Genomic DNA, 14,533 nt, shown 5'->3' on the forward strand with positions numbered 1-14,533 from the left:
GAGATTGAAAACTGATGGCAAATGATGGAAAAGGTCAAACAATTCTGATTATTGACGATCATCCAACTAATATCGAAGTGCTATATGATGCACTTGACCAAGCCGGTTATAAAGTCCTAGTAGAAATGGATGGTTGGCACGGCATCGAGACGATAAAAAACTACCCTCCTGATTTAATTTTACTAGATGTAATGATGCCAGGAATTGATGGTTTTGAAACCTGCCGTCAATTAAAATCTCAACTGACAATCTGCGAGATTCCGATTATTTTCATGACTGCTTTAAATGATACAACTGATAAAGTCAAAGGTTTAGCGTTAGGAGCTGTAGATTATATTACAAAGCCATTTCAACAAGAAGAAGTACTTGCACGTATTGGTATTCATCTGAAACTGCGACAAGCAAATTTAGAATTAGCCCGACAAAAGAATATTTTAGAGCAACGGGTACAAGAACGCACCGCAGAGCTTTCGCAAGCGCTAGATAATTTTAAAAACGCACAATTGCAATTAGTGCAAAGTGAAAAAATGGCAACCTTGGGTAACTTAGTTGCAGGTGTAGCACACGAAATTAATAACCCCCTGGGATTTCTCAAAGGCAGTTTGAGTAATACTGAAGAGTATATCCAAGACTTATTTAAGTATGTGGAATGTGTACAGCAACATCATCCCCAACTTCCATTTGCAGTCACAAAACTTGCAGAGAAAATTGACTTAGAATTTCTCAGCCAGGACTTACCAAAACTGCTAGTCTCGATGCATGTAGCGACAGAACGTATTATGGACATTAGCACTAGTCTCCGCACTTTTTCCAGAGCCAATACATCTGAAAAAATTGCTTGCAACCTGCATGAAGGGATTGAAAGTACACTGTTAATTTTGAAGTATCGCCTCAAAGCATCCCAGAAACGTCCGACGATTGAAGTGATTACAGATTATGGTGAATTACCGCCTGTTCAGTGCTTTTTAGGACAGTTAAATCAAGTATTTATGAACATCATTGCCAATGCAATTGATGTATTAGATACAGAAAGCGTTGGGCGAACATTTGCTGAATTAGAAGTTAATTCTCAGCAAATTATAATTCGCACTGAAGTATCTAGCGACCAGAATACGGTAGTAATTCGGATCAAAGATAACGGTTCGGGAATGCCAGAGGATATTAAAGTACGTATCTTTGACCACTTGTTTACCACTAAAGAGGTTGGCAAGGGAACGGGATTGGGATTAGCGATCGCTCGTCAAATTGTTGAAGAAACCCATAATGGTAAGTTGATCTGCAACTCCGTTTTGGGTGAGGGGACAGAATTTGTTATTAAGATTCCAGTGTCTTAATGGCTACTATCTTAATGACAGATACAAGGAAAAAGAAATTCTTTTTCCCCACTATTCTCATCTTTCCCCTCAAAGCGGCTTTTGAGTAGGTATACCAACAGCACGGGGAAAATTAGCTGGTGTGGTAGCTAGCTTACGCAAATACACACAGTGGCGGACGCTGTGACTCAGAGGTGTTGTAAATTGTTCGATTGATTCAATCACGCCACCCAACTGGTTCACAGCATTCTGCAAGGCAGTTGTTTCATCCTCTGTCCAATTACCGCGATAAATTATAGCTAAACCTCCCAGTTTGAGCAGTGGTAGAGTATATTCTGCACAGACGGAGGCTGCACCGACAGCACGGATTAATGCAATATCGTAAGCTAGTCGATGCTGCGGGTGATGAGCGATTTCTTCCGCTCTAGCAACAATGGTTTTGGCATTGTTAAGGGCAAGTTCACTTAATATATTGTCGATAAAAGTAATTTTTTTCCGAGTGGAATCAAGAAGAGTAATTGTGCAATTAGTTACAGTAATTGCCACTGGAATACCAGGAAAACCCGCGCCTGTACCAATATCGATGAGAGCAGGGGAAGCGGGGGAGAAATTTGCTGATAATAGGGGTACAATTCCTCGCAGAGAATCCCAGAGATGTTTTTCCCAAAACTCTTGGGGGTCAGTGATCCGAGTTAAATTTAGTTGGCGGTTACCTTCTAGAATTAACTCATAAAGCCTTTGGAATTGTGCTTGCTGTTGGACAGTTGGTTGCCAATTGAGAGTTTTCTGCCAGATTTCTGCCATCTCAGGCAATAAGTTTGTCATTAGTTATTAGTCATTAGTCATTAGTCATGGGGCATAGTTATTTTCCTTGTCCCCCTGTTCCCTTGTCTCGTTGTTCCCCCTGCTCTTTTCTCACACCGTCGGTAAAGGTTCTTTAACTTTGGCTTCTAGTGTCTTTGGGTCTACTGATTCTAATTCACCGTGGTTGAGTGTCCAGCAACGGTCTGCGATCGCTAATAGATCCCCAGCATCGTGTGTCACTACCAACAGCGTCCAATCTTGTTTCAGTTTCGCTAATAAATTTACCAGTTGCCGACGCATTGACCAATCTAACCCAGCTGTGGGTTCATCCAATAACAGTAAATTTGGCTGGCGAATCAATTGCACAGCCAAAGCTAAACGTCGTTGCTGACCACCACTTAAAGCATGGGGTGCGGCGGAGAGCGATAAATGCTCTAATCCCACCTCAGTCAGGGCCTGTCTGACTCGTTCTGACCCTAACTCAGGATGTCCTAAACGCAATTCTTCTAAAATCGAACCACCGCAAAAGTGCCGCTCTGGAAACTGAAATACTAACCCGGCCAATTGTTGTAGCTGTTCAGGTAGAAGTTCTTGTTCCCGCCAGAAGAGTGCGCCGCTAGTGGGTTCGGCTAGTCCTGACAAAATTTCTAGTAAGGTACTTTTACCCGAACCACTCGCGCCAATAATCAGACCTAGCTGTTGGGGTGCTAATTCCAAGTTGATCGATTTGAGAATGGCTGTTGGGCACGCTGTAGGGTGATAAATTAGATTTCGGAGATAGAGCATTTGTTAAGATTACCAAAAAGTCAGCAAATTACTGATTAGCTACACTGAGAGCATCTGAAAAAATCTGGAAAAATTTCTAGCGCATTACCTGGATTAACACCTTAATTTAGCAGCAAGAATAATCCACTTTTTCTCCATTGTGGCAGACTCACCCTTAAAACTTTGGCTATAACCAGCCTGGGAACATGGAAAAATTACCAAAGTCAACTTCTATATAAGAAAATTTTGGTTGAAGCAGAGGCAAGTTAACACTTCGACTTCTCTACGAGACGCTGCGCGAACGCTCAGTGTGAAAATTAACCATTTTTTGCATTCTAAGTAACACATACAACTATTTCAACCGCAATTATTCTGAGGGTTAAAATGACTAAAAGGTTTTCTTCGCCTCGATTAGTAGTGCCTGCTAAACTCACTACCCTTGCTCAGACTGCTTTTGCAGCTGCGTTCGCCTTTGGCGTTGCCCCTTGGGCAATCGCACTTAATCTGTGGGTAAATCCCTCCCTGGCTGGCGATCCGTTTCGCAATCGCGAACCTCATCAAATTGGCGACCAAACAGAAGCAGCTTTTAAAGCGATTTTCCAACAGGGCAACTATCGAGCAGCAGAGCGTTATCTGGAACAAGCAGTATCCAAAGAGCCAAATGAACCTCTAGCTTATGCCATAAAGGCATCTTTGGCATACGGAAATAAGGATTGGGCTAAACTAGACACCTACAGTCAGAAAACTCTAGAAACTGGACAAAAACTGATTTCTAGCGATCCATTGCGTGGTAATTTATACACTGCTGTTGGCCATTTTTTAGAGGGTGCAGTAGTTCTCACCCGTGAGGGTACTGTCAACGGTGTACCGGAAGCCTTTAGTCGGTTACGGCAAGTTTATGAATATTTAGACAAAGCCGAAGCAATTTCTGCCAACGATCCAGAACTGAATTTAATCAAGGGTTATATGGATTTATTATTGGCAGTTAATTTACCTTTTGCTAGCCCAGATCAGGCAATTGGACGTTTAGAACAAAATGCTGCTCCTCGGTATCTTGTGGATCGGGGTATTGCTCTTGCTTATCGGGATTTAAAACGGTATCCACAGGCACTAGAGTATGTCAACCGGGCGATTACAACCACATCAGATAATCCAGAAATTTATTATCTTAAAGCCCAAATCCTTAAACAACTGGGGCAAAAAGAAAAAAGCCAGCAGATAATCCAGGAAGCGATCGCTAATTTTGACAAAGCATTGGCTAAAAAATCGCAACTTCCAGGCGATTTAGTCAAACAAATTGAGGGTGAACGCAGCAGGGCTGTTAGTTTGAAGAATCCTGGGTAATCGGCCATAGGGCATCGGAAATAATTCAATCCCCACTCCCCACTTTGATATGCTAATTTGCAGAAGAGTTAATTGAGATATTAGACCAAAATGGAGATTCAGTTCCGCGAAATTAATCCTTTCGATGTGTGGATTTGGCTGAAATTCAGCACAAATCCTTCTGCACGTGAAAAGCAATATGTAGAAGAAGTTTTCAATTCCTGGTTTTATCTGGGTAAATTGGGTGCATTTAATGCAGAGAATCTTCAGGTGCAGGACACCGGACTCGATATCAGCTACATGAATTATGATGAGCAAGGGTATGACAAAAGCTTACTAGCACTGATGCACAACATGGGTGAGTTTGAATATGAGGGTCAGTGGGGGCGTTGTTGGTTTGACTTAGGAACCAGTGATGCGATCGCTCTGGATATTTTAATCAACGCCCTCACACAGGAATGCGGATTAAATAAAATCCAGAATTATGCCACCTGTGGTTTAGCGGTGTAATTCCATTGCGGCAAATAATCATCAAACACAATTTCCATCGTTTGCTTGAAATCCTCTGTAACTTTACGGCCCGTTTTGTATACTTGATCCAAAATAGTTGTAAACACTTTCAGACCAGTATGGGTCTTTGCCTTCGCCATCAAGTCCTTGACCATTTCGACCGAATCGAAAATTACACCCTGACAAACACGAGTCAGATGAGGGAACAGACGATGTTCAATCGGATTGTATTTAGAAGTGTAAGGGGGATAATGGGCAATCCGAATCTCAATTCCCAACTCATTGACTAAGGCTTGCAAATCTTGTTTGAATAAATATTGCCGAGAACTATTACTGCCACCACCATCACACAGTAGCAATATCGAACTTGCCGACCCATAATCGACTGATCCGTAATGTTGCCACCAATAGCGAATAGAATCACAAGCAAACTCACCCGTATCGTGACTAGTACCAATCTGGATGTAACCAACATTCAGTGTCAGGTCATACAAGCCATGTGGAATCGCAACTCCAACAGCCAAAGATTTCCAATCATGGTCGAAGACCTGAATTTCTTCTGTAGTATACATCCGTCCCTCTCGATACAACTGTCCGATTAGTTCTTTTTTTTAGTATCCATGCTCAAAACCGGATTGCCTGCTTGCTGATAAGAAACTTTCAGTTGTTCAATGTTTTCAAACTGTTCATTGCGTTGTGGATGTTCACCTGTTGCCAACCGTTTCTGGGCTTTGCGTTTGCGATAATTGTACTTCTGCAATAATTGGTCAACTACTGTGACACTTACTACTATCCCCTCACCTAGTAACAGTTCAGCAATAAGATGTCGATTCAAATTCGTCCATTTGACCTGTTCATCCATTGGTGAACCTGCTGTATGGCAAGCAATAACTTTCAAAAATGCTGCATCAAGTCCCTCTATTGTTTCAAAGGCTGACTTGCGTCCCCCACCATGATGACGAATCTCACTCATGCTCATAGCTGATTTATCATCGAGTTCCTCTATGCCAAACCTAATTGTGTAATAATCACACCCAAACAGTTGACTGATGTAGGTTATCCCTCCCCATCCCAGTTTCACTGCTTCAATTGCCGCATACCGACGACGATCTTTTTCTGACAACGAGTGGTAAAACTGTTGCATTTGTTGCTCGACTTTGAACGGATAGGGATTCATACATTCAGTTGGTAGTCACTCGATAAGTTCACCCTATCATTGCTCTGTCTATTTTTGGATCTTATTTAATCCTCAATCCACAGCTAAGTCAGGAATATGTGACCATTGAAGAATTGTACATCGGTGGCGAAAATCCAGATTGGCCTATTGAGGATAGCGAAAGTCGTCCTCAATCTATTTACGATAATTAGTTACAAAAATGAATAAAGCAGGCGAAATTCGGGTAATAGCCTTGGGGCTAATTCGAAATGGCGATCGCATATTTGTTTCTGAAGGTTACGATCAAGCAAAGCAAGAAACATTTTATCGAGCCTTGGGCGGTGGTGTTGATTTTGGGGAAACCAGCCACGCTGCCTTAGAACGAGAGTTTCAAGAGGAAATTCAAGCAGAGTTAAAAAATATTAAATATCTAGGTTGTATAGAGAACCTGTTTACATTTAATGGTAGGCAAGGTCATGAAATTATTCAGCTTTATAAATGTGACTTTGCTGATTCCAAATTTTATCAACTGGAAAGTTTAGTTTTTTCAGAATCACAACATCATAAACATAGAGCATTATGGATAGATATCTCTCGCTTGAAATCTGGGGAATTAAGATTAGTACCTGAAGTGTTTTTTGAATATTTATAAATTATCTGTAAATTTCCTAAGATTACTTTGCTGTTAATTATGTCACTGCACTCAACAAAGACACAATATACTGGTTGAGACTCACGCCTTCTTGTTCAGAAGTCTCAGCTAAACGCCGATGTAAAGATTTCGGCATCCGTAGTAGTAGTTTACCGCTATAGCTATCATTATTACTTGGTAAGGGAATATCATCGCCAGCTTCATAAGCTGTTTCAATCCATAATTCCCGCGCTTCATTGAGATTTGCCATTGTCTCTTCAAGGGTTTCGCCTTGGGTAAGACATCCAGGTAAATCTTTAATTTGAGCTACATATCCCCCTTCTGGGTCGGGGTAAAGTGTTACAGGGTACTGAAAATTTAAATAATATTCTAAGGACGGCTTCTCAATCTGCTGGTTCTTCTGGTTCAGTGTCTTCATCAATCCACTCTTCTAAATTTAATAACTCAACTATTTGCTGTACATAGACTTCTTTAACTTTTTGTCCTCCTGTTTTGGGTACAGTAATGATTTTACCTTGGGAGTCTCGGAAGCTATGATGGCTACCCTTAGACCTTTTCTCTTCAAAGCCAAAAGCTTCCAATAGATAGTAAACTTCCTGAAACCGCACTTCTGAAGGTCGCTTTAGGAACTGATCTACTAATTTTCTTAATTTGCTCATTGAGAGATGATACTATATATAGTATCAAAATTTTACAAAAAAAAAGCGATCGCTCTAATCAAGACCAATCTGCGTTAATTCTGCTTCAGATTTCGCCACCGTTCCTGCACAGTAAGCACTCATCTTTTGATCAAAATCGGGTATGCGATCGCACAATCTAACTCTTGGGTTTTACCTGCACGGTATTCAGTCATTGCCTCGGTTGCCAGGAAAGCGAGTACGTCAGGAGAACGGGCGAAGGCTGCATCCCAATAGCGTTCATCTTCTAGTTCTTCCAAAATCATTGCTGCGATGCCTGCGGCGAGCTACGCCTACGCATCTTGTTCATTGTCCGGTAAATTTTTTAGTTTGGCGATCGCTAGTTCAAGTAGCTGTGTTATGGCTGTTAATCGTTACGAAAGATTCCATTAAAGTAAATCTTCTTCAGATAGCTGGGCTATTTTCATCAAGGCTTTCAAGGTTCCAACTTTCAAATCTTGATTGCGGTGAACAGGAATTGACAGGATTTTTTGTACTTCAGGGTTTTCATAAATATGATGGCTGCCAGTAATTCTTTGCAAAACGTTGAGCTAGTTTGTGAGAATATGCTAGTAAGCATACCTGTTTGCTTTTAACTGTGGCTACTCAAATTAATGTTTTCCACTCCAACAGAGTGTTAGAGAGTGTTAGACTACGCTAACTGACTGCCTACAGTTCTCTTTAAAGTTCAAGTATGTCCAGCAGATTATAGTCATTTATTCTCCTTTTTTTATAATCTAAATATTCTTGATATGTTTTGAGATTGTGTTGCTCAACATCTCTAACAAATCCTTTTTTCTCGCTGTTAATTTTTCTCATCAAAGTTATCGATCCAGAACTGAGGCAAAAATCAATCTCCCCAATTTGAGCAACTTTTTCAGACAGCCCACCTTTACGGTTTACCTGCTTTAATTTCCCGCTTTTAGAAAGACGGTTTAACTTCAGAGATAGAGTCTCTTCTTCTTCACCCAAAAAATATTCACAATAATGATAAATTCTAAATCCATAATCTGCTTGAGCTACAGATGAATCTTCTAAATTATTATGTTGTTTGATCCTCTGAATGCATTCATCAAGTAAGTCTGCCATACGATCGCAAACAAACTGACATATATCTACATACCCAAGTCGATTTTTTGGAAAGTAGTCAATCTGAGAATGAAAAGAAACTGCTGAACCAGATATTCGATATCCCCAAACAACAACTTCTCCCTCATCCTCCCAATAGTCAGGACGCTTAATTTGATTTCCGTACATATCCGTGCTATCAAAAATACCCTCAATACCAAGGTATGTTGGGCCAATGTGAAATTTTTCTTTTTCCATCGTTGGTTGTCCGCGCTATAGAACTTAGATGCCTAATCTCTCACAGGCAAAACTAACTCACCACCGGAAATTACACAGATAACAGTGATGTCTAAGACTGGCTATGCCTACGCACTTTGCATTTTACTCAAAACGTCGCAGTGTTGGATAGCTATTAACGCATGTAGGGCTGTGCCATAACAAGACCGGGAACAACATGGTAATGTTTAAAATTGAATGTACAAAGTGTTGCACCTTGCCCAACAGCACAAGCAGCTATCAGCGCATCTAACAACCCTAAACTGTGAGATAAATGGTAGGTCGTAAAGTCAGACAAGGCGCGAGTCAAGTCAGCCTCAGTAGTCCAGACTACAGGTAGCGGCGCAACCAGTTTTAAAGCATTACTCAATTGTTGCTTGTTTTGAGAATCCTGAATCAGTTCCATGACTACAAAGCCGGGCACACTGGGCAACTCTGATAAACTGGCAAACCAAGTTATTGCAGGAGCATGACCTCGTTGAATATCAATCAAAACGTCGGTATCTAGCAAATACATCAACTTTACCTATTCTCGCTCACGGGTTTGGGCGTCATAGCGTAACTTGCGAGCGTATGCTTGACTATCTGTAATATCAGGTCGTGAGTTTATCACACCTTCGCTCTGCCAATAAGCAACAAGTTCGGCTCCTGTCTTGGGAGGATTTGCTAAAACCTGTCTCACAGAAAGAATCCGAAGAATGTATTCAGAAAGAGGAAGGTTTAGCCGAGAAGCTTCAGTAAAAAGCTCGTTTTCTAGCTCTGGTGGCAAATCAAGATTAATACTCACTGTGCTTATCTCCTGTAGGTTTGGTTCTTAATTGATAAAAACTTGAGCAAAACTTATCAAGCAATTGATGACTAATCTTTTTCTACCATTTAAACAACAGCTGCCTCTGGAATCGCACCTTGCATTCTTCCGAAAGCATCAATCAAATTCTGCAATTGTTGATCTGCTTTAAAAACTCCTAATCCGCGTACTGTCACTTTCCCCGGAGAATAGACAAACCGCGTCTTGAGATTGTCTGGTAAATTCGCCGCCAACAAATTCCAAGCGGGTTCTTCCATCGGCGTTTCTAAAACAACGTGCTGCTTGTTTTCTGGTTTAATGCGGCTAAATCCGAGTTTTTTCGCTAGCTGTTTGAGTTCCATGACTCGCAAAAGTTGATTTGCAGAGACTGGTAAATTACCATAGCGATCGCTCCACTCGGCTGCAATCTGCTTTAATTCTGATTTAGATTTAGCTGTGGCCACCGCTCGGTAAGCACTCATCTTTTGATCCAAATCGGTGATATAATCCGCCGGAATAAATGCTGTCAGGTTAAGGTCAATCTGGGTATCCTCCACTTTCGGAATTTCTTGTCCTCGGATTTCCCGAATTGCTTCTTCTAGCATTTCCATGTATAAATCAAAACCTATGGCATCCATTTGACCGGATTGTTCTGCACCTAACAAGTTACCCACGCCTCTGATTTCCATGTCGCGCATCGCTAGCTGATACCCAGAACCTAGCTGAGTAAATTCCTGAATGGCTCGTAATCGTTGCCGTGCCGCATCAGATAATGCCCGTTGCTTCGGATAAAATAACCAAGCATGAGCTTGGATACCTGCACGTCCCACACGACCGCGTAATTGATAGAGTTGTGCCAATCCAAAGCGGTGAGCATCTTCAATCAAAATCGTGTTGACTCGTGGAATATCTAAGCCAGATTCAATAATTGTCGTACAAACGAGGATATCTGCATCGCCATTACTGAAAGTGAGCATGGTGGATTCTAACTCGCTTTCATCCATTTGACCGTGAGCGATCGCAAACCTAGCTCCCGGTATCACTTCTCGTAAATTGGCTGTTGTCTCTTCAATCCCATCTACACGTGGAACTACATAGAATACCTGTCCACCTCTGTCTAATTCTTGACGAATGGCAGTGCGGATACTTTCGGAATTTATTGGTGACAGATGGGTTTTAATCGGTCGTCTGGTTGGGGGTGGTGTGGTAATCAAGCTCATTTCCCGAATTCCTGACAAGGACATATACAAAGTCCGGGGAATCGGAGTGGCCGAGAGTGTAAGCACATCCACCTGAGTTTTCAAGCTTTTAATTTTCTCTTTCTGATTCACCCCAAACCGCTGTTCTTCATCCACTACCAACAGTCCTAAATCCCGGAATGTCACGCCTTTACCTAAAAGTTGGTGCGTACCAACTACTACATCTAATTCACCCGTTGCTAAACGCTTTTGAATATCACGGCGTTCTTCAGCAGACCGAAAACGGTTAAGCAAACCGACATTTACGGGGTAGGGTGCAAAACGTTCTTTGAGCGTATGGTAATGCTGCTGTGTTAAAATAGTCGTCGGCGCAAGGAGTGCCACTTGTTTACCGGCGGTGACTGCTTTAAAAACAGCACGAATCGCCACTTCCGTCTTCCCGAAACCGACATCGCCACAAACTAAGCGATCCATTGGGCGATCGCTTTCCATGTCGCGTTTTACATCTTGTACAGCTTTGAGCTGATCCGTTGTGGGTTGGTAGGGGAAAGAATCTTCTAATTCCTCCTGCCAAGGCATATCACCTGGAAAGCTAAAACCTTGTTGTTGCGATCGCGCTGCATACAGTTTTAACAAGTCCACCGCCAATTTTTTGATCGCTTTGCGGACTTTATTCTTGGTATTTTCCCAAGCTTTACCGGTCATCCTGTTGAGTTCTGGTGCTTTATCACCTGCGGCGCGGAACCGGGATAAGGCACCTACTTGATCGGCTGCGACTCTTAGTAACCCGTCAGCATACTGCACCACTAAATAATCACGGGTTTCGTCATTAATCGTCAAACTTTCCAGCTTGACAAATTTGCCAACACCATGATTTCTGTGAACTACATAATCGCCTGGACGCAGCTTATTGGGATCGACTTGTTTAGAAGTAGCTTTGTGGCGTTTGCGGATATAGCCGGGAGTCGCCAAGGAATGCTGCCCAAAAAATTCCCGATCTGTGACAATTACTAATCGGTACGTAGGTAGGATAAAACCTTCTAGTTCCGCAAGACCAGAATATTTGAGGGCTATGGGAGTATGGTTTATTTGCAGCTTATCTATCGCTTGGTAGTCGCGGGGATTCGGGATAAACTGAGCCGGACAGTCATGTTCTTGCAACAGCGAGACGGAACGCGAAGGTTGAGCAGAAAGTAGCCAGATCGAGAAATTGCGATCGCGTTCTTGGCGGATGGTTTCAGCTAGTTTCGCAAACTGGTGCGGCGTGACTGGAACAGGTCGGCTAGCAAGATTTATCCCATCATTTTCCTCTGACAGTTCTGATAAATATAATGTTTTAAACTTGGCAACATCAATCAGAGAGTCATCAAACGAACGGTGGATTTTCGGCAATGTTAGGGGAGTAGATTCTTGTCCATACGCCATTCCCCACTGTTCCTCAGCATTTTCCACCCAGCGATCGCTATGAGCATGACACTGTTCTGGCTCATCAATGGCAATCAAGGTATTCTCTGCTAAGTAGTTTAGCAGAGATGCTGGTTGCTCGAAAGCTAACCCCAAAAAGCGACGGCTACCCTCCAACAGTGATGAGTTCTCAGTGCTAAATTCTGAGTCAGTATTTAACTCAGCACTCAGCACTCGGAACTCAGGACTATTTTTCAGTGCTGCCATCACCACGGGAGTGAAGCTAGTGGGGGTAAGAATTAACTGGTCAACTTTGTCAAGGGCTGAACGTTGAGTCGCTGGGTCAAATTCTCGCATTTGCTCGATTTCATCGCCAAACCATTCCAACCGGACTGGAAACTCAGATGAAACTGGGTACACATCAACAATATCGCCCCGTCGGCTCCACTGCCCTTCTGTTTCCACCAGAGGTACTCGTTCGTATCCCAAAATAGTTATTTTCTCACTGAAGGCATTCAAGTCTAATTCCATCCCCCGCTTCAAGGTAAGACAGAATTCCTGAAAAGCTTCTGGTGGTGGTAAATGAGGTTGCAGCGCCCCTTGAGTAGCTACAATCGCCATTTTGGGTAATTGAGTATTGGAATTTGGGGGTTTTTCTTCCCCATGCCCCATACTCAATTCCCCATGCCCCATTCCCAAATCTGCCAATACCTGCATTTGCCCCCAACTCATTTCAGTTTCCGGGTCAAAAGGTTCGTAGGGAGAAGCCTCGGAGGTGGGGTAAAAATGTACTGTTTGCCATCCCATTGCCTCCAGTTGTGCGTAAACGCGTCCAGCTTCTTCCAGAGTGGCGCAAACCACGAACAAATCCTTGCCCTGAACCTGCGCTAATGCCGAAGCCACCAGAGCCTTGGGCAGCCTGGGAATGCCATTTAACCGCAATTCTTGTTGTCGATTCAGCTTAGAAATAAATTCAGTAGTGAGCGGCGATCGGCCTAAGGCACGCACAATAGAAGAAAATGACATAAGTACTACTAGCGATGGGAGTCTTTGTGGGTCAGCAAATCTTGAGGCAGTTTATGTCAACTATTTTAAAAGTGTTAACAGCCTTCTTATTCCTTCGATGGAAGAATAATGCACAGCGACTAATAAACTTAAGAACTATAACTATTACTTTGTGTACAGTCAAAGCATTTATCGAAGCACCTTTAATACTAGATACTAGGGATTGAGCTACGTTCGCTCTGATAAGCGGCAATTTTAAACATGTCCTCCATCACTTTTGAAATTCTAATCATTTTGGTGCTAATTATTGCCAATGGCGTGTTTTCTATGTCTGAGATGGCGATTGTCTCGGCACGGAAAGTAAGGCTACAACAGCTTGCTAATCAAGGAGATGCCAAGGCAAGGGCAGCATTGAGACTAGCTGAGTCTCCAAATCATTTCCTGTCAACCGTTCAAGTAGGTATTTCCCTAATCGGTATCCTGACTGGTGCTTTTGGAGGAGCAACAATTGCCAACCGACTGGCAGTCTATGTAAAACTTGTCCCCTTTTTAGCACCTTATAGTGAACCGCTATCTTTCGGAATAGTGGTTTTGATCATTACCTATTTGTCACTGATTGTTGGCGAATTGGTACCGAAGCGTCTGGCATTAAACAACCCAGAAAGGATTGCATCGATTGTAGCTATTCCGATGCAAGCCTTGGCGGCGATCGCTTCTCCTGTAGTCTATCTCTTAAGCGCTTCTACAGATTTGATCCTGCGATTACTGGGAATCACAGCTTCTACCGAGCCACAGGTCACCGAAGAAGAAATTAAAATCTTAATCGAGCAAGGCACTGAAGCGGGAACCTTTGAGGAAGCTGAACAGGATATGGTGGAGCGAGTCTTTCGTTTAGGCGATCGCCCTGTCAGCTACTTAATGACACCTCGTCCGGATATTGTTTGGCTAGACTTAGACGACTCTGCCGAAGAAAATCGCCAAAAAATGGTTGATAGTGCTTATTCTCGGTATCCAGTTTGTCAGGGTGGACTTGACAATGTGCTAGGTGTAATCCCTGTCACCGACTTATTAGCCAGGAGTTTCCGAGGGGAAGCACTGGACTTGACGATCGGATTACGACAACCCGTATTTGTACCAGAAAGCACCCGTGGTTTGAAAGTTTTGGAATTGTTCAAGCAAACCATCACTCACATGGCGCTGGTAGTCGATGAATACGGCGTGATTCAAGGATTAGTCACTCTCAACGACATTATGAGTGAAATCGTGGGTGATGTTCCTTCAACAGATGGGCAGGATCAACCACAAGCTGTGCAACGCGAAGATGGTTCCTGGCTTTTGGATGGGATGCTGCCTGTGGAGGAGTTTTTAGAACTTTTTGGTATGGAAGAGTGGGAATCCGAGGAACGCGGCAGTTATCAAACCTTAGGTGGTTTTGTTATCACCCATTTAGGTCGTATTCCTACCGCAGCAGATCATTTTGAATGGCAAAGTATGCGAATTGAAGTGATGGATATGGATGGTAACCGCGTTGATAAAGTGCTAGTTGTACCAAAGGGAAGTAAATCAACGGATACGACAAAATCTGACTAGCGAT

At 42.7% G+C, this 14,533-nt stretch carries 14 protein-coding genes and 3 pseudogenes; 6 read left to right on the forward strand and 11 right to left on the reverse strand.

What is annotated here, in order from left to right:
• The first annotated feature begins 14 nt into the window (after positions 1-14).
• Positions 15-1,334 carry a hybrid sensor histidine kinase/response regulator gene (locus tag RM347_RS01400; RefSeq protein ID WP_322722301.1) on the forward strand — a complete coding sequence of 440 codons (1,320 nt, stop codon included), beginning with the start codon at positions 15-17 and terminating at the stop codon, positions 1,332-1,334.
• Positions 1,335-1,403: 69 nt separating this feature from the next.
• Here RM347_RS01400 and rsmG read toward each other — a convergent pair whose 3' ends face one another.
• Both rsmG and RM347_RS01410 read right to left on the reverse strand, forming a co-directional pair.
• Positions 1,404-2,138, reverse strand: a complete 735-nt coding sequence (gene rsmG / locus RM347_RS01405; RefSeq protein ID WP_322722302.1) for a 16S rRNA (guanine(527)-N(7))-methyltransferase RsmG — start codon at positions 2,136-2,138, stop codon at positions 1,404-1,406.
• Between the two features lie 90 nt (positions 2,139-2,228).
• A complete protein-coding gene (locus RM347_RS01410) occupies positions 2,229-2,903 on the reverse strand; it encodes an ABC transporter ATP-binding protein (RefSeq protein WP_322722303.1) in 675 nt (224 codons plus the stop codon).
• 363 nt (positions 2,904-3,266) lie between these two features.
• On the opposite strand from RM347_RS01410, the gene RM347_RS01415 reads away from it, so the two are divergent.
• Both RM347_RS01415 and RM347_RS01420 read left to right on the forward strand, forming a co-directional pair.
• Positions 3,267-4,226 (forward strand): Sll0314/Alr1548 family TPR repeat-containing protein, encoded by a 960-nt coding sequence (locus RM347_RS01415; RefSeq protein WP_322722304.1) that lies wholly within the window; start codon positions 3,267-3,269, stop codon positions 4,224-4,226.
• 90 nt (positions 4,227-4,316) lie between these two features.
• A complete protein-coding gene (locus RM347_RS01420; protein WP_322722305.1) occupies positions 4,317-4,715 on the forward strand; it encodes a DUF3531 family protein in 399 nt (132 codons plus the stop codon).
• On the opposite strand, the pseudogene RM347_RS01425 reads toward RM347_RS01420, so the two are convergent.
• Positions 4,688-5,892 (reverse strand): annotated as a pseudogene (locus RM347_RS01425) (ISAzo13 family transposase). The gene RM347_RS01420 and the pseudogene RM347_RS01425 overlap by 28 nt on opposite strands.
• 80 nt (positions 5,893-5,972) lie before the next feature.
• On the opposite strand from RM347_RS01425, the pseudogene RM347_RS01430 reads away from it, so the two are divergent.
• A pseudogene (locus RM347_RS01430) lies at positions 5,973-6,083 on the forward strand (DUF3531 family protein); the annotation flags it as partial.
• Between the two features lie 8 nt (positions 6,084-6,091).
• The gene (locus tag RM347_RS01435) at positions 6,092-6,523 is read left to right on the forward strand and encodes an NUDIX hydrolase (protein ID WP_322722309.1); all 432 of its coding nucleotides are present in this window, start codon (positions 6,092-6,094) and stop codon (positions 6,521-6,523) included.
• 37 nt (positions 6,524-6,560) lie between these two features.
• On the opposite strand, the gene RM347_RS01440 is transcribed toward RM347_RS01435, so the two are convergent.
• The 8 genes and pseudogenes from RM347_RS01440 to mfd form a co-directional block, all read right to left on the reverse strand.
• Entirely contained in the window at positions 6,561-6,941 is a 381-nt protein-coding gene (locus tag RM347_RS01440; RefSeq protein ID WP_322722310.1) for a type II toxin-antitoxin system HicB family antitoxin, read from the reverse strand.
• Complete coding sequence (locus tag RM347_RS01445) at positions 6,907-7,182, reverse strand: type II toxin-antitoxin system HicA family toxin (RefSeq protein ID WP_322722311.1); 276 nt, start codon at positions 7,180-7,182, stop codon at positions 6,907-6,909. The genes RM347_RS01440 and RM347_RS01445 overlap by 35 nt, the downstream gene beginning before the upstream one ends.
• A gap of 119 nt (positions 7,183-7,301) precedes the next feature.
• Positions 7,302-7,562, reverse strand: a pseudogene (locus RM347_RS01450) (hypothetical protein).
• 27 nt (positions 7,563-7,589) lie between these two features.
• A complete protein-coding gene (locus RM347_RS01455) occupies positions 7,590-7,742 on the reverse strand; it encodes a type II toxin-antitoxin system HicA family toxin (RefSeq protein WP_416211950.1) in 153 nt (50 codons plus the stop codon).
• A gap of 139 nt (positions 7,743-7,881) precedes the next feature.
• The gene (locus RM347_RS01460) at positions 7,882-8,526 is read right to left on the reverse strand and encodes a hypothetical protein (protein ID WP_322722312.1); all 645 of its coding nucleotides are present in this window, start codon (positions 8,524-8,526) and stop codon (positions 7,882-7,884) included.
• 154 nt (positions 8,527-8,680) lie between these two features.
• Positions 8,681-9,061 (reverse strand): PIN domain-containing protein, encoded by a 381-nt coding sequence (locus tag RM347_RS01465; RefSeq protein WP_322722313.1) that lies wholly within the window; start codon positions 9,059-9,061, stop codon positions 8,681-8,683.
• Between the two features lie 9 nt (positions 9,062-9,070).
• On the reverse strand, positions 9,071-9,331 hold the full coding sequence (locus RM347_RS01470; RefSeq protein WP_322722315.1) for a hypothetical protein: 261 nt from the start codon (positions 9,329-9,331) through the stop codon (positions 9,071-9,073).
• 89 nt (positions 9,332-9,420) lie between these two features.
• Positions 9,421-12,960 (reverse strand): transcription-repair coupling factor, encoded by a 3,540-nt coding sequence (gene mfd, locus RM347_RS01475; protein ID WP_322722316.1) that lies wholly within the window; start codon positions 12,958-12,960, stop codon positions 9,421-9,423.
• A gap of 240 nt (positions 12,961-13,200) precedes the next feature.
• Between mfd and RM347_RS01480 the strand changes: the two genes are divergently transcribed.
• Positions 13,201-14,529 carry a hemolysin family protein gene (locus RM347_RS01480; protein WP_322722318.1) on the forward strand — a complete coding sequence of 443 codons (1,329 nt, stop codon included), beginning with the start codon at positions 13,201-13,203 and terminating at the stop codon, positions 14,527-14,529.
• The last annotated feature ends 4 nt before the right edge of the window (positions 14,530-14,533 follow it).

This window comes from Nostoc sp. ChiQUE02, from assembly GCF_034531305.2.
In the GTDB taxonomy this organism is placed as follows: domain Bacteria; phylum Cyanobacteriota; class Cyanobacteriia; order Cyanobacteriales; family Nostocaceae; genus Nostoc.